Origin of the sequence: Pseudomonas sp. A-RE-19 (assembly GCF_019956555.1) — a bacterium.
Taxonomy (GTDB): Bacteria; Pseudomonadota; Gammaproteobacteria; order Pseudomonadales; family Pseudomonadaceae; genus Aquipseudomonas.
In genome coordinates this window covers 34,658-53,059 of sequence record NZ_JAHBDQ010000055.1, presented here as the reverse complement: position 1 = coordinate 53,059, position 18,402 = coordinate 34,658, and the positions used below count along the sequence as shown (strand labels likewise).

Genomic DNA, 18,402 nt, shown 5'->3' with positions numbered 1-18,402 from the left:
CTTAAATTCGTTCGGCTCTTCAGTCAGGGTCAGCCGCGAGCGATTACCGCTGCGTCAGCTTCGACCTTTTCGGCCGCTTTCTGGCGGATCAGCTTTTCCAGCTCATCCACCAGATTGTCATTCGTCAGTTTCTGCGACGGCTTGCCGTCGATGTAAATCAGGTTTGGCGTGCCGCCGGTCAAGCCGATATGGGCTTCCTTGGCTTCGCCCGGCCCGTTGACCACGCAACCGATCACCGCGACATCCAGCGGCACCAGCAGGTCTTCGAGACGCCCTTCCAGCTCGTTCATGGTTTTGACCACATCGAAGTTCTGCCGCGAGCAGCTCGGGCAGGCGATGAAGTTGATGCCACGGGAACGCAGGTGCAGGGATTTGAGAATGTCGTAGCCGACTTTCACTTCCTCGACCGGGTCGGCCGCCAACGAGATGCGAATAGTATCGCCAATCCCTTCGGCGAGCAGCATACCGAGGCCCACGGCGGATTTCACCGTGCCTGAACGCAAACCACCGGCTTCGGTAATCCCCAAGTGCAGCGGCTGGACGATTTCCTTGGCCAGCAAACGGTAGGCTTCAACGGCCATGAATACATCGGAGGCTTTTACGCTGACTTTGAAGTCCTGGAAATTCAGGCGTTCGAGGTGTTCGACGTGACGCAAGGCAGACTCGACCAGCGCCGCCGGGGTCGGTTCGCCGTATTTCTTTTGCAGGTCTTTTTCCAGGGAACCGGCGTTCACGCCGATGCGGATCGGGATCCCGCGGTCACGGGCGGCATCGACCACCGCACGCACGCGGTCTTCGCGACCGATGTTGCCCGGGTTGATCCGCAGGCAATCGACGCCCAGTTCGGCGACGCGCAACGCGATCTTGTAATCGAAGTGGATGTCGGCCACCAACGGCACTTTGACCAGTTGCTTGATCTTGCCGAAGGCTTCGGCGGCGTCCATGTCCGGTACGGAAATCCGCACGATATCGACGCCAGCCGCTTCCAGACGGTTGATCTGGGCCACGGTGGCGGCCACGTCATTGGTGTCGCTGTTGGTCATGCTCTGCACAGCGATAGGCGCATCGCCGCCCACAGGCACGTTACCGACCCAGATCTTGCGGGATTCGCGACGTTTGATTGGAGATTCGCCGTGCATGACTTATTGACCCAACTTCAGGCGAGCAGTCTCGCCACTGGTGAACGGAGCGACATCAACCACCTGCCCGTTATAGCTGACCTGCGCGCCACGGGCGAAGCCCAGACGCACGGAAAAAGGCGGCTTGCCGCTGACGGTAACATTTTCGCCTTTACGCTTGAGACCGCTCAACAGCACCTTGCCGGCGCCATCGGTCACTTGCGTCCAGCAATCGGCGGTGAATTGCAGTTGAACCTGACCTTGGCCGGCCACCGGAGCCGCCGCCGTCGGCGCGGGAGTGCTCGGGGCGACCGGAGCTGTGATCACCGGAGCCGGTACGGCAGGAACAGCCGGAGCTGGCGTTGCCGGTGTTGCGACAACCGGAGCGGTGCTGTGGACCGGAGTCGCAGGCGTTGCTGCCGGAGCAGGAACCGGTGCGCTCGCTTCGGCGCTGGCGGGCTCCTCGGCCGATGTCTCGGCCTGAGGCAACGCAAGGGCCGTTTCACCTTCAGCCTGCCCCTGCGCGACGGCCTGGTCTTCCGGCTCGTCCAGCGGATGGATCTGGGTGGTGCCGTCAGCACCTTCGACTTCAACGTGTTCCGGGGCCAGGCTGACCAGGTCCTTGGTACGCAAGGAAGTTTGATCCTGCCACCAGACAAAACCACCGCCAATCACCGCGATCAGCAACAGCAGGCTGACAATTCGCAAAATGGTGTGGGAAACCCGGACCGGCTCTTCGATACGCCCCAGGCTGTGGACATTGCTGCCCTGGGAGTCGGTGCCGGTGGATTGATCGAACTGCTGGACCAGAACGGTCTGGTCCATGCCGAGCAATTTGGCGTACGCGCGAATATAACCACGGGCAAAGGTATGCCCAGGCAGCTTGTCGAAAGCGCCGGCTTCCAGATTGCTCAGGGAATTGACGGTGAGGTTGAGCTTGAGGGCCACTTCGGCCAGCGACCAGCCATTGCTTTCGCGGGCCTGGCGCAAGGTCTCACCGGGATTAACGCGATTCGCTGCTACAACTTCGGGATGCGCCGCTTTCATCATTGCTCCGACAGGTATTGCTGATATTCCGGCGTGCCGGGATAGAGTCGTTTTAGTTGCAGGCCAAAACTGGCGGCCTTGTCGCGATCTTCGAACACTTTCGCCAGCCGAACGCCGAGCAATAGACTACGTGCATTTTGCTCGGTGAGCAGGCTAAAACGGTCGTAATAGTCACGCGCGGGCACATAATGCCTGTCTTCGTAAGACAACTCAGCCATTTCCAGCAATGCACGTGGTTGTTGGCGGTTCAAACGCAGGGCTTTTTCCAGTTGCTGACGGGCCAGGTCACGCTGACCAAGCTTCGAAGCGGTCATGCCCAGGTTCTCGAATACCCGCGAACGTTCGGGATACAGGGTATCGGCGGCGGCCTGCTCAAAGCGCTCGTACGCTTCTTTGTAACGTTTTTCTTCGAAAAGAAAACTGCCGTAGTTATTCAGGATTCGCGCATCGGTGGGACGAGAAGACAGCGCCTTGCGAAAATGCTGGTCAGCCAGTTCCGGCTCCATTTCGGCCTGGAATACCAACCCCAGGGCCGCGTTGGCGTCAGGATCCGAGTCATCCAGCTCCAAAGCCTTTTTCAACGGGACTTTGGCACGCTCGGTCATGCCCTGCTGCAAGTACCCCAAGCCCAGCTGCACATAGGCGGCGCGCGCTTCGTCGCGGCCCTTGCTGGTCTTCATCGGGTTGAAATCGCCCGACAGGACACAACCAGCACAAAGACTGGCCAACAGCACAAGCAGCGCGAAGCGCAGGGACATAGAGATCCTCTCTTAATTATTGTTCGCAGCGCTTTGCGGCATATCGTTCTCGGCGCTCAATTCACGCACGGCGATATAACGTTCGCTGCGACGGGTGCGATCCAGCACCTGCCCTACCAATTGGCCACACGCGGCATCGATGTCTTCACCGCGGGTGGTGCGTACGGTGACGTTGAAGCCTGCATGGTGAAGCTGATCCTGGAAACGGCGAATCGCGTTGTTGCTCGGACGCTCGTAACCGGAATGCGGGAACGGGTTGAACGGGATCAGGTTGATCTTGCACGGGATGTTCTTGAGCAACTCGATCATCTCAACGGCATGTTCAACCTTGTCATTGATGTCCTTGAGCAAGGTGTACTCGATGGTCAGCACACGCTTTTCGCCCAGGGACGACATGTAGCGCTGGCACGACTCGAGCAGCATCTTAAGCGGATATTTCTTGTTGATCGGCACCAATTGGTTACGCAATGCGTCATTCGGTGCGTGCAGCGACAACGCCAGGGAGACGTCGATGTGCTTGGACAGCTCATCGATCATCGGCACCACGCCCGAAGTGGACAGGGTCACGCGGCGCTTGGAGATCCCGTAGCCCAGGTCATCCATCATCAGATGCATGGCGGCCACGACGTTGTCGAAGTTCAGCAGCGGCTCACCCATGCCCATCATCACCACGTTGGTGATGGCACGGTCGGCGGTCGCCGGGATGCTGCCGAACGATTTATTGGCAATCCACACCTGGCCGATGACTTCGGCGGCGGTGAGGTTGCTGTTGAAACCTTGCTTGCCGGTGGAGCAGAAACTGCAATCCAGGGCACAGCCTGCCTGGGACGAAACGCACAGAGTGCCGCGTTTGCCCTGGGGAATGTACACGGTCTCGACGCAGCTGCCGGACGCCACGCGCACCACCCACTTACGGGTGCCATCGGTGGAGATGTCCTCGCTGACCACTTCGGGGCCGCGGACTTCGGCAATGGCCTTGAGCTTGTCGCGCAAGGCCTTGCTGACGTTCGTCATGGCGTCGAAATCATCGACGCCAAGATGGTGAATCCATTTCATTACCTGACCGGCACGGAAACGCTTCTCCCCGATCGAGTCGAAGAATTTTTCCATTTCCTGCTGAGTCAGACCCAGCAGGTTGGTTTTTACAGTCGATGTAGTCATGGATTCACCTTCACTCTTAAGCCAATGCTTAGCGAGTGGTTACTTCAGTAGCTGCGAAGAAGTACGAGATTTCGCGAGCAGCAGCGGCTTCGGAGTCCGAACCGTGTACAGCGTTGGCGTCGATGGAATCAGCGAAGTCAGCGCGGATGGTGCCGGCAGCAGCTTCTTTAGGGTTGGTAGCGCCCATCAGCTCACGGTTCAGAGCGATAGCGTTTTCGCCTTCCAGAACCTGAACGACAACCGGACCGGAGATCATGAAAGCAACCAGGTCGTTGAAGAAACCACGAGCGCTGTGCTCAGCGTAGAAGCCTTCAGCTTCAGCTTTGGACAGTTGCTTCAGTTTCGAAGCTACAACGCGCAGGCCCGCTTTTTCGAAACGAGTGGTGATCTCGCCGATAACGTTTTTTGCAACAGCGTCAGGCTTGATGATGGAGAAAGTACGTTGAACAGCCATGGTGTAACTCCAGAAACGGTAATTTGCGAAAAATTAAACCCGCGAATTATACGCGGGTTCTTGGGTATTGCCTAACCTGCAGCGTGGCTCAGTCGCGTTCTTCGATCCAGTGGGCCTGAATGGCCTCCAGAATCTTTTCGCCACAATGCTCAGGCTTGTCGTCGAATTCGGGCAATTCCATCACCCATTTACGCAGATCGACGAAGTTGACCGACATAGGGTCAACATCAGGCTTGGTTTCAGCCAGCTGGATTGCGATCTCCAGCACATCAGTCCACTTGAGTTTCATGACAATTCCTTGAATCAGTGCGGAGCTTCAGCTGCGTGATTGAGCGAGTATTTCGGAATTTCGACGGTCAGGTCTTCAGTCCCGACGATCGCCTGACAGCCTAGACGCGAATGCGCTTCCAGACCCCAGGCCCGATCAAGAAAGTCCTCTTCCAGCTCATCCGCCTCTTCCAGCGAATCGAAACCTTCGCGGATGATGCAATGGCAAGTAGTGCACGCGCAGACGCCGCCACAGGCGCTTTCCATCTCGATATGGTGTTCATGGGCCAGTTCGAGAATGGAAATACCGGGCTCAGCCTCTACAACCATGCCTTCCGGGCAGAACTTCTCGTGTGGCAGAAAAATGACCTGCGGCATCAGTTATCCTCGATTTCATTCAGGTTGCGCCCCGCCAGAGCGGCTTTCACCGTCGAGTCCAGGCGGCGGGCAGCAAAGGCATCGGTCACTTGCGACAGACGCTTGGTCTGCTGCTCGATGGCGTAACCATCGGTGCCTTTCATCAATTCGGTCAGTTCCTGCATCTGCAATTCGATGACCATGCGCTCTTCGGCGTCGAGCAGGCGTTCACCGTCGATATCCAGAGCGCCCTGCACCGCCTCGATCAGGCGCTGGGCATCGACCTGCTGCTCACGTAATACCCGGGCGACCTTGTCGTCGTTGGCGTGCTGGAACGAATCCTTGAGCATTTTGGCGATTTCGCCGTCGGTCAGGCCGTAGGACGGCTTGACCTGGATGCTGGCTTCGACGCCCGAACCCAACTCGCGGGCCGAGACACTCAGCAGACCGTCAGCATCAACCTGGAAGGTCACGCGAATCTTCGCCGCGCCAGCCACCATCGCTGGAATACCGCGCAATTCGAAGCGTGCCAGAGAGCGGCAGTCGCTGATCAGCTCGCGCTCGCCCTGCAATACGTGGATCGCCATGGCCGACTGGCCATCTTTATACGTGGTGAAGTCCTGAGCCCGGGCGACGGGGATGGTGGTGTTGCGCGGAATCACCTTTTCCATCAGGCCGCCCATGGTTTCCAGCCCCAGGGACAACGGAATCACGTCGAGCAACAGCAGTTCACCGCCGTCACGCTTGTTGCCGGCCAGGGTATCGGCCTGGATCGCGGCACCAATGGCCACCACTTGATCCGGATCGATTTCGGTCAGCGGTTCGCGACCAAAGGCTTGCGCAACAGCTTCGCGAACGCGGGGCACGCGAGTCGAGCCGCCGACCATGACCACAGCGTGCACGTCGTCCAGCTCGATGCCGGAATCACGCACCGCGCGGCGGCAGGCTTTCAGGCTGCGAGCAACCATCGGCTCGATCAGCGCATTGAAGGCTTCACGGGTCAACTCGGCCTTCCAGTCACCATAAGCCACTTCGACGGACGAGGACTGGGTCAGGGCTTCTTTGGCCGCGCACGCGGTTTGCAGCAGATTGCGTTGCGCACCCGGATCGAGGTCGGCCGACAGACCGGCGCTCTCGATGATCCAGCCAGCAATGGCATGGTCAAAGTCATCGCCACCCAGGGCGCTGTCGCCACCGGTAGCCAGCACTTCGAACACACCGCCCGTCAGGCGCAGAATCGAAATATCAAAGGTGCCGCCGCCCAGGTCGTAAATGGCGACCAGGCCTTCCGCCTGCTGATCCAGGCCGTACGCCACCGCAGCAGCGGTCGGCTCATTGAGCAAACGCAGCACATTGAGGCCGGCCAGCTTGGCCGCATCTTTGGTGGCTTGACGCTGAGCATCATCGAAATAGGCCGGAACGGTGATCACCGCGCCGACCAATTCACCACCCAAGGTCGCTTCAGCACGCTGACGCAACACCTTGAGGATATCGGCGGAGACTTCGACCGGGCTTTTCGGGCCTTGCACAGTGTCGATGAACGGCATGTGCGACTCACCGCCGACAAAGCGGTACGGCAGTTGCTCGCCCAGCTGCTTGACGTCAGCCAGACCCCGGCCCATCAAGCGCTTGACCGACAGCACAGTGTTCAAAGGATCGGTAGCGGCAGCCAGTTTGGCCGACTCGCCGACTTCGACGCTATCAGCGTGATAGCGCACGGCAGACGGCAGGATGACCCGCCCTTGCGCGTCGGCCAGAGGCTCGGAAAGACCACTGCGCAACGCAGCGACCAGCGAATTGGTAGTGCCCAAGTCGATCCCCACAGCCAGACGACGCTGGTGCGGTTGAGGACTTTGGCCGGGTTCGGCGATCTGCAGTAGGGCCATCGTGATCAGGACTTATCTGTATATCAGGCGTGCGACCGGAGCGGCACTGGGTTAATCGTCGAGGCGCTCTTCTAACTGGCGCACTTCGTAGGTGAGCTTGTCGAGGAACTGCATGCGCCGCATCAGGCGTTCGGCCTGCTCACGTTGCGCTGCATCATCCCAACAGGCTGCGAAGCTTTCGTTCAGTTCATCCTGCGCGGTTTTCAGGCGGCGCTTGAACGCTGCAATACCGGCCATGTCGGCGCTGTCTTGCAGGTCTTCGAGCTCTTCACGCAGCTCCATCTGCTGCAGAAGGAACGCCGGATCATGCACCGTGACCTCCAGCGGCAGCTCGCGACCACCCATGGCGAGCAAGTAACGCGCGCGCTTGGGGGGACTTTTGAGCGTCTGGTAGGCCTCGTTGAGGCTCGCGGATTGCTCGAGCGCCAGCCGCTGCTCGCGCTCGGAAGCGTCTGCAAAGCGGTCCGGATGAACGCCGCGCGCCAACTCACGGTAGCGCGTGGCCAACTGATCGAGATCCAGACGGAAGCTCGGCTTCAGTTCAAATAAAGCGAAATGACAAGGAGTACCCACAAGCAGCCTCAGATGTTGAAGCTTTCGCCGCAGCCACATTCACCGCGTACGTTGGGATTGTTGAACTTGAAGCCTTCGTTCAACCCTTCCTTGACGAAATCGAGTTCGGTGCCGTCCAGGTAGGCCAGGCTTTTCGGGTCGATGATCACTTTCTCGCCGTGACTTTCGAACACCTGATCCTCTGCCACCACCTCATCGACAAACTCCAGCACGTAGGCAAGGCCGGAACAGCCTGTGGTGCGAACACCCAGACGTATCCCTTCACCTTTGCCGCGCCCGTTGAGGGAGCGTCGCACGTGTTGAGCAGCCGCTTCTGTCATGCTGATAGCCATCGGTGACTCCTTACTCGTCGCCAAATCTTGAAAGTCAGATCAAGCCTTTCTTCTGCTTGTAGTCGCGAACAGCCGCTTTGATAGCGTCTTCAGCAAGTACGGAGCAGTGAATTTTTACTGGCGGCAGGGCCAGTTCTTCGGCCAGCTGAGTGTTCTTGATGGTCTCTGCTTCATCCAGAGTCTTGCCTTTCATCCACTCGGTCGCCAGGGAGCTGGAGGCGATTGCCGAACCGCAACCGTAAGTCTTGAACTTGGCGTCTTCGATGATGCCTTGCTCGTTGACCTTGATCTGCAGGCGCATCACGTCGCCGCACGCTGGAGCGCCGACCATGCCGGTGCCGACATCAGGATCTTCCGCGTCCATCTTGCCGACGTTGCGCGGGTTCTCGTAGTGGTCGATGACCTTTTCGCTGTAAGCCATGATTCTTAATCCTCACTCATCAGGAGTCGCTCTTGAAACCCTGCCAATCGTGGATTCGCAGGGCCCGTTGCGGCGACTTGAATATCAGTGCGCCGCCCACTCGATTTTCGAAATGTCGACGCCGTCTTTGTACATGTCCCACAGCGGCGACAAGGTGCGCAGCTTGGTAACGGCCTCGCAGACTTTCTGCGCGGCATAATCGATTTCTTCTTCGGTGGTGAAACGGCCGAAGGTGAAGCGGATCGAGCTGTGTGCCAGTTCGTCGTTGCGGCCCAGGGCGCGCAGTACGTACGAAGGCTCAAGCGATGCCGAGGTGCAGGCCGAACCCGAAGAAACCGCCAGATCCTTGAGCGCCATGATCAGCGACTCGCCTTCAACGTAGTTGAAGCTCAGGTTCAGGTTGTGCGGTACGCGGGAGGTCATGCTGCCATTGACATACAGCTCTTCCAGGCCTTCGACCTGCTTGAAGAAACGCTCGCTCAGGGCTTTGATACGTACGTTCTCGGCAGCCATGTCTTCCTTGGCTACACGGAAAGCTTCGCCCATGCCAACAATCTGGTGAGTCGCCAGAGTGCCGGAGCGCATGCCGCGCTCGTGACCGCCACCGTGCATGGTCGCTTCGATGCGAACACGCGGTTTGCGGCTGACGTACAACGCGCCGATGCCTTTAGGGCCGTAGGTTTTGTGGGCGGAGAACGACATCAGGTCGACTTTCAGCTTCGACAGGTCGATCTCGACCTTGCCGGTGGACTGAGCGGCGTCGACGTGGAACAGGATCCCCTTGGAGCGGGTCAGTTCGCCGATGGCTGCGATGTCGTTGATGGTGCCGATTTCGTTGTTCACATGCATGATCGACACGAGGATGGTGTCGTCGCGCAGGGCTGCTTCGACCATCTCCGGGGTGACCAGACCGTCTTCGCGAGGATCGAGGTAGGTCACTTCGAAACCTTCACGCTCCAGTTGGCGCATGGTGTCGAGGACAGCCTTGTGCTCAATCTTGGTGGTGATCAGGTGCTTGCCTTTGGTGGAGTAGAAATGCGCCGCACCCTTGATTGCCAGGTTGTCGGACTCGGTGGCACCGGAAGTCCAGACGATTTCACGCGGGTCGGCGTTGACCAGGTCTGCGACCTGGCGACGAGCGTTCTCGACGGACTCTTCAGCTTTCCAGCCGAACACGTGGGAACGGGAAGCCGGGTTACCGAAGTTTCCGTCGACCAGCAGGCATTCACTCATCTTTTGCGCGACACGCGGATCAACCGGGGTGGTCGCAGAGTAATCAAGGTAAATCGGCAATTTCATGGACTATCTCCTAATCAGGCTGGCTGGCGTGCCGCTAGCTCTTTGGCTGTCATTCGACGGCGGACGCTTCAATCTTGTCCAGGCGTGGCGCCTTGCTGTTGCAACGGCGCTGATCCTGACGCTGGGCTACTTCTTGCACCTCACGGCGAGTTACAAGGTCAGCCAAGCTGATACCGCTCAGAAATTCGTGAATCTGCAGGCTCAGATCGCACCACAAGTGGTGAGTCAGACAGGTGTCGCCGGAATGGCAATCACCCTGGCCCTGGCACTTGGTAGCATCGACCGATTCGTTGACCGCATCGATCACCTGGGCCACCTGGATGCCCTGCATGTCGCGCGACAGCTGGTAGCCACCGCCTGGACCGCGAACACTGGAAACCAGATTGCTGCGGCGCAATTTGGCAAAAAGCTGCTCGAGGTAGGACAGGGAGATGCCTTGGCGCTCGGAGATATCGGCCAGGGACACCGGCCCGTGCTGCGCGTGCAACGCCAGGTCAAGCATGGCGGTCACGGCGTATCGGCCTTTTGTAGTCAGTCGCATGGACAATTACCACGGAGTTCGGAATGGGGCGAGTATGCAATTCCCGAGTATTTAAGTCAACTATAAGACCTAGTACTTTAGTCAGGTTTACCCGCAAAAGAGCGCGCGCATCATAGCAAAGGCTGGCCGTGTACAGCCAGCAATTGCGCGTTATCGTTCATCGCGAGCAGGCTCGCTCCCACAGGAAACCGCATTTCAAATGTGGGAGCGAGCCTGCTCGCGATGAGGTTGACTCGGTCTAGCCGGCCTGGCTCTGATCCTTGTCCTTCACACAGGCGAAGTCTTCTTCGCGCAGTTCAGGCAGATCTTTCGCACAGTAATTGCTACCCAGGTCCTTCAGCGCCCCGCACATCCCTTCAAGTCGACCATCGACAGCCTGCAGATGATCGAGCAACTGGTTAATGGCTCGAGCGACCGGGTCCGGCATGTCTTCGCCGACACCATAGGCATCGAAGCCGATTTTCTCGGCCATGGCTTTGCGCTTGGCATCCTGCTCATCATCGGACTTGACGATGATTCGCCCCGGAATCCCTACCACTGTCGCCCCGGGCGGAACCGCCTTGGTGACCACGGCATTGGAACCCACCTTGGCTCCGGCACCGACAGTGAACGGACCGAGCACCTTGGCGCCCGCCCCGACCACGACGCCATCCTCAAGAGTCGGGTGACGCTTGCCCTTGTTCCAGCTGGTGCCGCCAAGAGTCACGCCCTGATACAGGGTGACGTCGTTGCCGATTTCGGCGGTCTCACCGATAACGATGCCCATGCCATGATCGATGAAGAAGCGACGACCGACCTTGGCACCCGGATGAATCTCGATCCCGGTCAACCAGCGACCGAAGTTCGATACCAGACGCGCCAGCCATTTCCAACCCATGCCCCACAACGCGGACGACAGACGATGGATCCAGATGGCGTGCATGCCGGGGTAGCAGGTCAGTACTTCAAAGGCGTTGCGCGCTGCCGGGTCACGATGGAAAACACTCTGGATATCTTCACGCAAACGCTCGAACATTTTTAATCCTTCCGCTTTAGAAGCTCGCCACGGGCCGCTTTCTGGGTTTCCGTGAGGATGCCACGCAATATATTCATTTCCGCCCGGCTGACCGAGCTGCGTCCGTATAACCGGCGCAGGCGCGCCATCAAGTGCCGTGGTTTTTCCGGGTCGAGAAATTCGATGGCCACCAGGGTTTGTTCCAGATGCTCATAGAACCGCTCCAGCTCATCCATGGTCGCCAGTTCACCACTTTTGGTGGACGCCACTTCATCCTTCTCGACCTTGGTCGGCTGACCTTGGGCCGCCAACCAGGACATGCGCACTTCATAGCTCAACACCTGCACCGCCGCCCCGAGGTTCAGCGAACTGAATTCGGGGTCTGATGGAATGTGCACGTGATAATGACATCGCTGCAGCTCTTCATTGGTCAGGCCGGAATCTTCACGACCGAACACCAGAGCGATCTCTGCGCCCTGCCCTGCTTCCTCGACCACCTTCACACCGCATTCGCGGGGATCGAGCAGTGGCCAGGGAATGCGACGATCGCGAGCGCTGGTGCCAAGCACCAGATTGCAGCCGACCAAGGCATCCTCCAAAGTGGCGACGACTTGAGCGTTTTCAAGGATGTCCCCGGCGCCAGACGCCCGCGCATCGGCCTCGTGGTGCGGGAACAACCGTGGCTCGACCAGCACCAGCCGCGACAGGCCCATGTTCTTCATGGCACGCGCAGCACCGCCGATATTGCCGGGGTGGCTGGTATTGACCAGGACGACACGAATGTTTTGCAGCAAGGGAGGCGCTCTCGAACACAATAAGGGGGAGCCGAATCTTACAGTTCCTCAGGGTGTCCCGCCTCAAAAATAACTGCTCACTGTTGACGGCGTTCAATGTCGGCATGCTGCGTTGCCGCTTCTCCTCATAGCGAGCGATAAGTCAGCGCGGCGCCTTGCTTGCCAACATCAACCACTCGTCAAAAAGTGGACGTATTTCTGAGGCGGGACACACCGTTAAGCCATGAAAGCGAACACCGACCTTCACCTGTAGAAACTTTCTGATAGAATGCCCGGCTTTCTTTAACAACCTTAGGTGACACATCCATGCAGCCCATGCTGAATATCGCGCTGCGCGCCGCCCGCAGCGCCAGTGAATTGATTTTCCGCTCCATCGAGCGCCTGGATACCATCAAGGTCGACGAAAAAGACGCCAAGGATTACGTATCCGAGGTGGATCGTGCCGCCGAACAGAAAATCATCGATGCGCTGCGCAAGGCTTACCCTAATCACTCGATCCTGGGTGAAGAAACCGGCATGCACGCCGGTAACGGCATCGAAGGCGAAGAGTACCTGTGGATCATCGATCCGCTGGATGGCACCACCAACTTCCTGCGCGGCATTCCTCACTTCGCTGTCAGCATCGCCTGCAAATACCGTGGCCGCCTGGAACACGCGGTTGTTCTGGACCCGGTTCGCCAGGAAGAATTCACCGCCAGCCGTGGTCGCGGCGCTCAACTGAACGGTCGTCGCCTGCGCGTCAGCGGCCGCACCAGCCTGGACGGCGCCCTGCTGGGTACCGGCTTCCCGTTCCGTGACGACCAAATGGACAACCTCGACAACTACCTGGGCATGTTCCGCGCCCTGGTTGGCCAGACTGCCGGCATCCGTCGCGCCGGCGCTGCGAGCCTGGACCTGGCCTATGTCGCCGCTGGCCGTTTCGATGCTTTCTGGGAGTCGGGCCTGTCCGAGTGGGACATGGCAGCAGGCGCCCTGCTGATTCAGGAAGCAGGCGGCCTGGTGAGCGATTTCACCGGCGGTCACGACTTCCTCGAGAAAGGCCACGTCGTTGCTGGTAACACCAAATGCTTCAAGGCAGTTTTGACGGCGATCCAGCCGCACCTGCCGGCCTCGCTGAAGCGCTAAGCTTCCAGCGACAAAAAAAGCACCCTTCGGGGTGCTTTTTTTTATGCCTGGAATTTCATTCTGCGAATCACAACATAACCCTGTGGGAGCGGGCTTGCCCGCGATAGCGGAGTATCAGCACCATTGATGGCGCAGGTGACACCATCATCGCAGCAAGCCCGTTCCCACAGAGATTGGTGGCAGCACATAAATCCCGGGCACAAAAAAAGCACTCCAATCGAGTGCTTTTTTTGATCTGAACCAGAGCTGATTACTGAGCTGGCTGGCTCTGCCCCAGGATCAGCTTGCCTTCCTTGTCGACCGGAATCTGGTTACCCGGATCGCGATCCATCCGCACCTTGCCTTCCTTGCCATCCCGCGAATACCGAACATCGTAACCAACGACCTTGTCACTGATGTCATTCACCGTATTGCAGCGAGTTTGAGTCGTGGTGTAGGTGTCACGCTCCTGCATGCCCTCCTGCACCTTGTTGCCCGCATAACCGCCACCGACCGCACCGGCCACTGTAGCGATCTTTTTACCTGTACCGCCGCCGATCTGATTACCCAACAGACCACCAGCCAGCGCACCGACCACCGTACCGGCGATCTGATGTTGATCTTTCACCGGCGCTTGCCGGGTTACTGCAACGTCCTTGCATACTTCACGTGGCGTCTTGATTTGTGTCTTGACCGGTTCAACGGCTAGAACTTGCGCATACTCAGGGCCGTTTTTTTTAACCAGGCTGTAGGTGGCAACAGCACCCCCGGCCGTCACACCAACAGCACCCAATACTGCGCCAACCAGCATCGACTTGTTCACATGAACCTCCTGACCATCACATGCGGGACCTGCCCGCGCTTCTCCCAGCCTTGGAGCACAAAAAAAGGCGCGAGTTCAACTCGCGCCTTTTTGGGCCAACAACTGGAAAACGATAACCGTTATGGACGGTCGTCGACTTCCGTCTCGGTCGCCGCTGGAGGAATCAGATCCTCGGTGCTCAGGCTCAGCCAGATCAGCACCACGTTCGCGATGTAAATCGACGAGTAGGTACCCGCCAGAACCCCGATGAACAGGGCAATGGAGAAGCCGAACAGGTTATCGCCACCGAAGAACAACAGGGCCGCGATCGCCAGCAAGGTGGAGATCGACGTCGCCATGGTCCGCAGCAGGGTTTGCGTGGTCGAGATGTTGATGTTCTCGATCAGGCTGGCCTTGCGCAGGACACGGAAGTTCTCACGAACCCGGTCGAACACCACGATGGTGTCGTTGAGCGAGTAACCGATGATCGCCAGCACCGCCGCCAATACCGTCAGGTCGAAGGTGATCTGGAAGAACGACAGGATACCGACGGTCACGATCACGTCGTGGATCAAGGACACGATCGCACCGACCGCAAACTTCCACTGAAAGCGGAAAGCCAGGTAGATCAGAATGCCGCCCAGCGCCATCAGCATGCCGAGGCCGCCCTGGTCGCGCAGCTCTTCACCCACCTGCGGGCCGACGAACTCGACGCGCTTGACCTGGGCCGGGTTGTCGCCGCCGACTTTCAGCAGCGCTTCTGCCACTTGATGACCCAGCTGCGGGTCTTCACCCGGCATACGGACCAGCAAGTCGGTAGTTGCACCGAAGCTTTGCACGATGGCTTCGTGATAACCCGCTGTCACCAGTTGCTCACGCACCTTGGTGACGTCGGCCGGACGCTCGTAGGTCAGCTCAATGAGCGTACCGCCGGTGAAGTCCAGGCCCCAGTTCATGCCCTTGTGGAAGACGCTGAAAATGGCCAGCGCCGTAAGGAACAATGTGACGCCGAACGCAAAGTTGCGAACGCCCATGAAGTTGATTGTACGTAACATGGCAGCCCCTTAAATCCACAACTTCTTGAAGTCACGACCGCCGAAGATCAGGTTGACCATCGCGCGGGTCACCATGATGGCCGTGAACATCGAGGTAAAGATCCCGAGGGACATGGTCACTGCGAAGCCCTTGACCGGGCCGGTGCCCATCGCAAAGAGAATCCCGCCGACCAACAAGGTTGTCAGGTTGGCGTCGAGAATCGCGGTGAATGCCCGGCCGAAGCCTTCGTTGATTGCCCGCTGCACGGTCATGCCGGCCGCGATCTCTTCACGTATCCGCGAGAAGATCAGAACGTTGGCGTCGACCGCCATGCCCATGGTCAACACGATACCGGCGATACCCGGCAGGGTCAGCGTTGCACCCAGCAGCGACATCAAGGCCAGCAGCATCACCATGTTCACCGTCAGCGCGACGGTGGCGATGAGGCCGAAGAAGCGGTAGATGACCATGATGAACAGCGAGACAAACAGCATGCCCCACAGCGATGCATCGATACCTTTGGTGATGTTGTCGGCACCCAGGCTTGGGCCGATGGTGCGCTCTTCAGCGAAGTACATCGGTGCCGCCAGACCACCGGCACGCAGCAGCAGCGCCAGTTCGGACGACTCGCCCTGGCCGTTCAGGCCAGTGATGCGGAACTGGGCACCCAGCGGCGACTGAATGGTCGCCAGGCTGATGATTTTCTTCTCTTCCTTGAACGTCTGGACCGGCACGTCTTTCTCGACGCCGTTAACCACTTGTTTGACGTAAGTGGTGACCGGACGCTGTTCGATGAAGATCACCGCCATGCTGCGACCGACGTTGCTGCGAGTCGCACGACTCATCAGCTCACCACCGTGGCCATCCAGACGGATGTTCACTTCTGGCGTGCCGTGCTCGCCGAAGCCAGCCTTGGCGTCTGTCACCTGGTCACCGGTGATGATCAGGCCACGCTCGATCTGCGCCGGCGGGCGCTTGCCTTCACGGAATTCGAACGTTTCAGAGGTCGCTTTCGAAGCGCCAGGCTCAGCGGCCAGACGGAACTCAAGGTTGGCCGTCTTGCCGAGGATACGCTTGGCTTCTGCAGTGTCTTGCACGCCCGGCAGCTCAACCACGATGCGGTTGGCGCCCTGGCGCTGAACGATAGGTTCGGCAACACCCAGCTCGTTGACGCGGTTACGGACCGTGGTCAAGTTCTGCTTGATGGAGTATTCGCGGATTTCCGCCAGCTTGGCCGGGGTCATCGCCAGACGCAGTACCGGTTGGCCATTGAGGTCGGCCGGAACAATGTCGAAATCGTTGAAGCTCTTGCGGATCAGCACTCGCGCCTGTTCGCGGGCTGCTTCATCAGTGAAGCCCAGCTGAATGGCACCGCCCAGTTGTGGCAGGCTGCGATAGCGCAGTTTCTCTTTACGCAACAGGCTCTTCACATCGCCTTCGTACACTTTCAAGCGAGCGTCGAGGGCTTTGTCCATGTCCACTTCCAGCAGGAAGTGCACACCACCGGACAAGTCCAGACCCAGCTTCATCGGGTGCGCGCCCAGGCTGCGCAGCCATTGCGGCGTGGTTTGTGCCAGGTTCAGTGCAACGACATAGTCATCACCCAATGCCTTGCGCACGACGTCTTTGGCTGGCAGCTGATCTTCAGCCTTGGTCAGACGAATCAGACCGCCCTTGCCGTTGGCGGCCAAAGTGGCAGCCTTGACGTTGATCCCGGATTCCTTGAGCGCAGTGCTCACACGGTCCAGATCAGCCTGATTGACCAACAGTGCGGTACTTGCACCGCTGACCTGAATAGCCGGGTCATCAGGATATAGATTGGGAGCGGAATAAATCAGACCGACCGCCAGCACCGCCAGGATCAGAATGTATTTCCACAGAGGGTATTTGTTCAGCATCACGCCGCCCGCTTATGACGCGGGGCGCCTTGCGCGCCCCGTCGATTGAGTAGAAGTTGAAACTTAGATCGCTTTGAGCGTGCCTTTTGGCAGCGTGGCGGCGATGGCGCCTTTCTGGAATTTCATTTCGACGGTATCGGAGACTTCCAGAACAACGAAGTCGTCGGACACTTTGGTGATCTTGCCGGCGATACCACCGGTGGTCACCACTTCGTCACCTTTTTGCAGGCTGCCCAGCAGGTTCTTCTGCTCTTTGGCGCGCTTGGCCTGTGGACGCCAGATCATCAGGTAGAAGATGACCAGGAAACCGACCAGGAAAATCCACTCAAAGCCGCCGCCCATCGGGCCTGCCGCAGGTGCAGCAGCGTCAGCCATGGCATTAGAGATAAAAAAGCTCATTTAGCACTCCAGTTGCAAATGTTGAATCTTGGGGTCAGAAAACTCAGTCCAAAGGCGGAACAGGTAACCCGCGTTTGGCGTAGAAGGCATCGACAAAGGCGGCCAATGTACCCTGTTGAATAGCCTCGCGCAAACCAGCCATAAGCACCTGGTAATGGCGCAAATTGTGGATGGTATTCAACATGCTACCCAGCATTTCGCCGCACTTGTCCAGATGGTGCAGATAAGCACGGGAGAAGTTCTGGCAGGTATAGCAATCGCAGGTCGGATCCAGCGGCGAATCATCATGGCGATGGAACGCGTTACGGATCTTCAGCACGCCTGTATCAATGAACAGATGCCCATTGCGGGCATTACGGGTTGGCATCACGCAATCGAACATGTCCACACCGCGGCGCACACCCTCAACCAGATCTTCCGGTTTGCCAACGCCCATAAGGTAACGAGGTTTGTCAGCCGGCATCTGGCCCGGCAGGTAATCGAGCACCTTGATCATCTCGTGCTTGGGCTCGCCCACCGACAGACCGCCGATGGCCAGGCCGTCGAAGCCGATCTTGTCGAGGCCTTCCAGGGAGCGCATGCGCAGGTCCTGGTGCATGCCGCCCTGAACGATGCCGAACAGCGCCGCCGTGTTGTCGCCATGGGCTTCTTTCGAACGTTTGGCCCAACGTAACGACAGCTCCATCGAGACGCGAGCGACGTCTTCATCGGCCGGGTACGGGGTGCATTCGTCGAAGATCATCACGATGTCGGAGCCCAGGTCACGCTGGACCTGCATCGACTCTTCCGGGCCCATGAACACTTTGGCTCCGTCGACCGGAGAGGCGAAGGTCACGCCCTCCTCCTTGATCTTGCGCATCGCGCCCAGGCTGAACACCTGAAAACCGCCGGAGTCGGTCAGAATCGGGCCTTTCCACTGCATGAAATCGTGCAGGTCGCCGTGCTTCTTGATCACTTCAGTGCCAGGACGCAGCCACAAGTGGAAGGTGTTGCCCAGAATGATTTCCGCGCCCGTGGCGACGATATCCCGCGGCAGCATGCCCTTGACCGTGCCGTACGTGCCCACCGGCATGAACGCCGGGGTCTCGACGGTACCGCGCGGGAAGGTCAAACGACCGCGGCGAGCCTTGCCGTCTGTGGCAAGGAGCTCAAAAGACATGCG

The 18,402-nt window shown here is 58.7% G+C and carries 21 protein-coding genes; 1 reads left to right on the top strand and 20 read right to left on the bottom strand.

The genetic code is table 11. The features are described from left to right. Positions 1-29 precede the first annotated feature (29 nt). From ispG to trmJ, 15 genes are all read right to left on the bottom strand, one after another. A complete protein-coding gene (ispG, locus tag KGB14_RS23550; protein ID WP_223489034.1) occupies positions 30-1,139 on the bottom strand; it encodes a flavodoxin-dependent (E)-4-hydroxy-3-methylbut-2-enyl-diphosphate synthase in 1,110 nt (369 codons plus the stop codon). Between the two features lie 3 nt (positions 1,140-1,142). After that, on the bottom strand, positions 1,143-2,165 hold the full coding sequence (locus KGB14_RS23545) for a helix-turn-helix domain-containing protein (RefSeq protein ID WP_223489033.1): 1,023 nt from the start codon (positions 2,163-2,165) through the stop codon (positions 1,143-1,145). Beyond that, a complete protein-coding gene (pilW, locus tag KGB14_RS23540; protein WP_223489032.1) occupies positions 2,165-2,923 on the bottom strand; it encodes a type IV pilus biogenesis/stability protein PilW in 759 nt (252 codons plus the stop codon). Before pilW ends, KGB14_RS23545 begins: the two co-directional genes overlap by 1 nt. Positions 2,924-2,935: 12 nt before the next feature. Then, on the bottom strand, positions 2,936-4,084 hold the full coding sequence (gene rlmN / locus KGB14_RS23535) for a 23S rRNA (adenine(2503)-C(2))-methyltransferase RlmN (RefSeq protein ID WP_223489031.1): 1,149 nt from the start codon (positions 4,082-4,084) through the stop codon (positions 2,936-2,938). A 28-nt stretch (positions 4,085-4,112) separates the two neighbouring features. Further along, positions 4,113-4,538 (bottom strand): nucleoside-diphosphate kinase, encoded by a 426-nt coding sequence (gene ndk / locus KGB14_RS23530; protein ID WP_007903599.1) that lies wholly within the window; start codon positions 4,536-4,538, stop codon positions 4,113-4,115. Positions 4,539-4,626: 88 nt separating this feature from the next. Beyond that, a complete protein-coding gene (gene iscX / locus KGB14_RS23525; RefSeq protein ID WP_223489030.1) occupies positions 4,627-4,827 on the bottom strand; it encodes a Fe-S cluster assembly protein IscX in 201 nt (66 codons plus the stop codon). Between the two features lie 14 nt (positions 4,828-4,841). Then, positions 4,842-5,183 carry an ISC system 2Fe-2S type ferredoxin gene (gene fdx, locus KGB14_RS23520; RefSeq protein ID WP_123719422.1) on the bottom strand — a complete coding sequence of 114 codons (342 nt, stop codon included), beginning with the start codon at positions 5,181-5,183 and terminating at the stop codon, positions 4,842-4,844. Then, positions 5,183-7,048, bottom strand: coding sequence for a Fe-S protein assembly chaperone HscA (gene hscA, locus KGB14_RS23515; RefSeq protein WP_223489029.1), 1,866 nt, complete (start codon positions 7,046-7,048; stop codon positions 5,183-5,185). Before hscA ends, fdx begins: the two co-directional genes overlap by 1 nt. 51 nt (positions 7,049-7,099) lie before the next feature. After that, entirely contained in the window at positions 7,100-7,621 is a 522-nt protein-coding gene (gene hscB, locus KGB14_RS23510; protein WP_223489160.1) for a co-chaperone HscB, read from the bottom strand. 8 nt (positions 7,622-7,629) lie between these two features. After that, the gene (gene iscA / locus KGB14_RS23505; RefSeq protein WP_007903589.1) at positions 7,630-7,953 is read right to left on the bottom strand and encodes an iron-sulfur cluster assembly protein IscA; all 324 of its coding nucleotides are present in this window, start codon (positions 7,951-7,953) and stop codon (positions 7,630-7,632) included. Between the two features lie 34 nt (positions 7,954-7,987). Further along, entirely contained in the window at positions 7,988-8,374 is a 387-nt protein-coding gene (gene iscU, locus KGB14_RS23500) for a Fe-S cluster assembly scaffold IscU (RefSeq protein WP_003443374.1), read from the bottom strand. A gap of 84 nt (positions 8,375-8,458) precedes the next feature. Continuing rightward, positions 8,459-9,673, bottom strand: a complete 1,215-nt coding sequence (locus KGB14_RS23495) for an IscS subfamily cysteine desulfurase (RefSeq protein WP_223489028.1) — start codon at positions 9,671-9,673, stop codon at positions 8,459-8,461. A gap of 49 nt (positions 9,674-9,722) precedes the next feature. Then, entirely contained in the window at positions 9,723-10,214 is a 492-nt protein-coding gene (gene iscR, locus KGB14_RS23490; RefSeq protein WP_003227911.1) for a Fe-S cluster assembly transcriptional regulator IscR, read from the bottom strand. Positions 10,215-10,452: 238 nt separating this feature from the next. After that, the gene (gene cysE / locus KGB14_RS23485) at positions 10,453-11,229 is read right to left on the bottom strand and encodes a serine O-acetyltransferase (RefSeq protein ID WP_223489027.1); all 777 of its coding nucleotides are present in this window, start codon (positions 11,227-11,229) and stop codon (positions 10,453-10,455) included. Between the two features lie 2 nt (positions 11,230-11,231). Further along, entirely contained in the window at positions 11,232-12,002 is a 771-nt protein-coding gene (gene trmJ / locus KGB14_RS23480; RefSeq protein ID WP_223489026.1) for a tRNA (cytosine(32)/uridine(32)-2'-O)-methyltransferase TrmJ, read from the bottom strand. Positions 12,003-12,308: 306 nt separating this feature from the next. On the opposite strand from trmJ, the gene suhB reads away from it, so the two are divergent. Next, positions 12,309-13,127 (top strand): inositol-phosphate phosphatase, encoded by an 819-nt coding sequence (gene suhB / locus KGB14_RS23475; protein WP_223489025.1) that lies wholly within the window; start codon positions 12,309-12,311, stop codon positions 13,125-13,127. A 250-nt stretch (positions 13,128-13,377) separates the two neighbouring features. Here suhB and KGB14_RS23470 read toward each other — a convergent pair whose 3' ends face one another. The 5 genes from KGB14_RS23470 to tgt form a co-directional block, all read right to left on the bottom strand. Further along, complete coding sequence (locus KGB14_RS23470) at positions 13,378-13,929, bottom strand: glycine zipper 2TM domain-containing protein (protein ID WP_223489024.1); 552 nt, start codon at positions 13,927-13,929, stop codon at positions 13,378-13,380. Between the two features lie 119 nt (positions 13,930-14,048). Further along, a complete protein-coding gene (gene secF, locus KGB14_RS23465; protein ID WP_223489023.1) occupies positions 14,049-14,963 on the bottom strand; it encodes a protein translocase subunit SecF in 915 nt (304 codons plus the stop codon). Between the two features lie 9 nt (positions 14,964-14,972). Beyond that, positions 14,973-16,841, bottom strand: a complete 1,869-nt coding sequence (secD, locus tag KGB14_RS23460) for a protein translocase subunit SecD (RefSeq protein ID WP_223489022.1) — start codon at positions 16,839-16,841, stop codon at positions 14,973-14,975. A gap of 63 nt (positions 16,842-16,904) precedes the next feature. Further along, positions 16,905-17,240 carry a preprotein translocase subunit YajC gene (yajC, locus tag KGB14_RS23455; protein ID WP_008014002.1) on the bottom strand — a complete coding sequence of 112 codons (336 nt, stop codon included), beginning with the start codon at positions 17,238-17,240 and terminating at the stop codon, positions 16,905-16,907. A 43-nt stretch (positions 17,241-17,283) separates the two neighbouring features. Next, a complete protein-coding gene (tgt, locus tag KGB14_RS23450; protein ID WP_176466924.1) occupies positions 17,284-18,399 on the bottom strand; it encodes a tRNA guanosine(34) transglycosylase Tgt in 1,116 nt (371 codons plus the stop codon). Positions 18,400-18,402 lie beyond the last annotated feature (3 nt).

Excerpts from the sequence above, each read along its gene's own strand:
- secF (WP_223489023.1), bottom strand. The coding sequence starts at position 14,963 with ATGTTACGTACAATCAACTTCATGGGCGTTCGCAACTTTGCGTTCGGC.
- tgt (WP_176466924.1), bottom strand. The coding sequence starts at position 18,399 with ATGTCTTTTGAGCTCCTTGCCACAGACGGCAAGGCTCGCCGCGGTCGT.
- fdx (WP_123719422.1), bottom strand. The coding sequence starts at position 5,183 with ATGCCGCAGGTCATTTTTCTGCCACACGAGAAGTTCTGCCCGGAAGGC.
- pilW (WP_223489032.1), bottom strand. The coding sequence starts at position 2,923 with ATGTCCCTGCGCTTCGCGCTGCTTGTGCTGTTGGCCAGTCTTTGTGCT.
- KGB14_RS23545 (WP_223489033.1), bottom strand. The coding sequence starts at position 2,165 with ATGAAAGCGGCGCATCCCGAAGTTGTAGCAGCGAATCGCGTTAATCCC.
- suhB (WP_223489025.1), top strand. The coding sequence starts at position 12,309 with ATGCAGCCCATGCTGAATATCGCGCTGCGCGCCGCCCGCAGCGCCAGT.
- iscX (WP_223489030.1), bottom strand. The coding sequence starts at position 4,827 with ATGAAACTCAAGTGGACTGATGTGCTGGAGATCGCAATCCAGCTGGCT.
- secD (WP_223489022.1), bottom strand. The coding sequence starts at position 16,841 with ATGCTGAACAAATACCCTCTGTGGAAATACATTCTGATCCTGGCGGTG.
- rlmN (WP_223489031.1), bottom strand. The coding sequence starts at position 4,084 with ATGACTACATCGACTGTAAAAACCAACCTGCTGGGTCTGACTCAGCAG.
- yajC (WP_008014002.1), bottom strand. The coding sequence starts at position 17,240 with ATGAGCTTTTTTATCTCTAATGCCATGGCTGACGCTGCTGCACCTGCG.
- iscU (WP_003443374.1), bottom strand. The coding sequence starts at position 8,374 with ATGGCTTACAGCGAAAAGGTCATCGACCACTACGAGAACCCGCGCAAC.
- ispG (WP_223489034.1), bottom strand. The coding sequence starts at position 1,139 with ATGCACGGCGAATCTCCAATCAAACGTCGCGAATCCCGCAAGATCTGG.
- cysE (WP_223489027.1), bottom strand. The coding sequence starts at position 11,229 with ATGTTCGAGCGTTTGCGTGAAGATATCCAGAGTGTTTTCCATCGTGAC.
- iscA (WP_007903589.1), bottom strand. The coding sequence starts at position 7,953 with ATGGCTATCAGCATGACAGAAGCGGCTGCTCAACACGTGCGACGCTCC.
- ndk (WP_007903599.1), bottom strand. The coding sequence starts at position 4,538 with ATGGCTGTTCAACGTACTTTCTCCATCATCAAGCCTGACGCTGTTGCA.
- iscR (WP_003227911.1), bottom strand. The coding sequence starts at position 10,214 with ATGCGACTGACTACAAAAGGCCGATACGCCGTGACCGCCATGCTTGAC.
- hscA (WP_223489029.1), bottom strand. The coding sequence starts at position 7,048 with ATGGCCCTACTGCAGATCGCCGAACCCGGCCAAAGTCCTCAACCGCAC.
- KGB14_RS23495 (WP_223489028.1), bottom strand. The coding sequence starts at position 9,673 with ATGAAATTGCCGATTTACCTTGATTACTCTGCGACCACCCCGGTTGAT.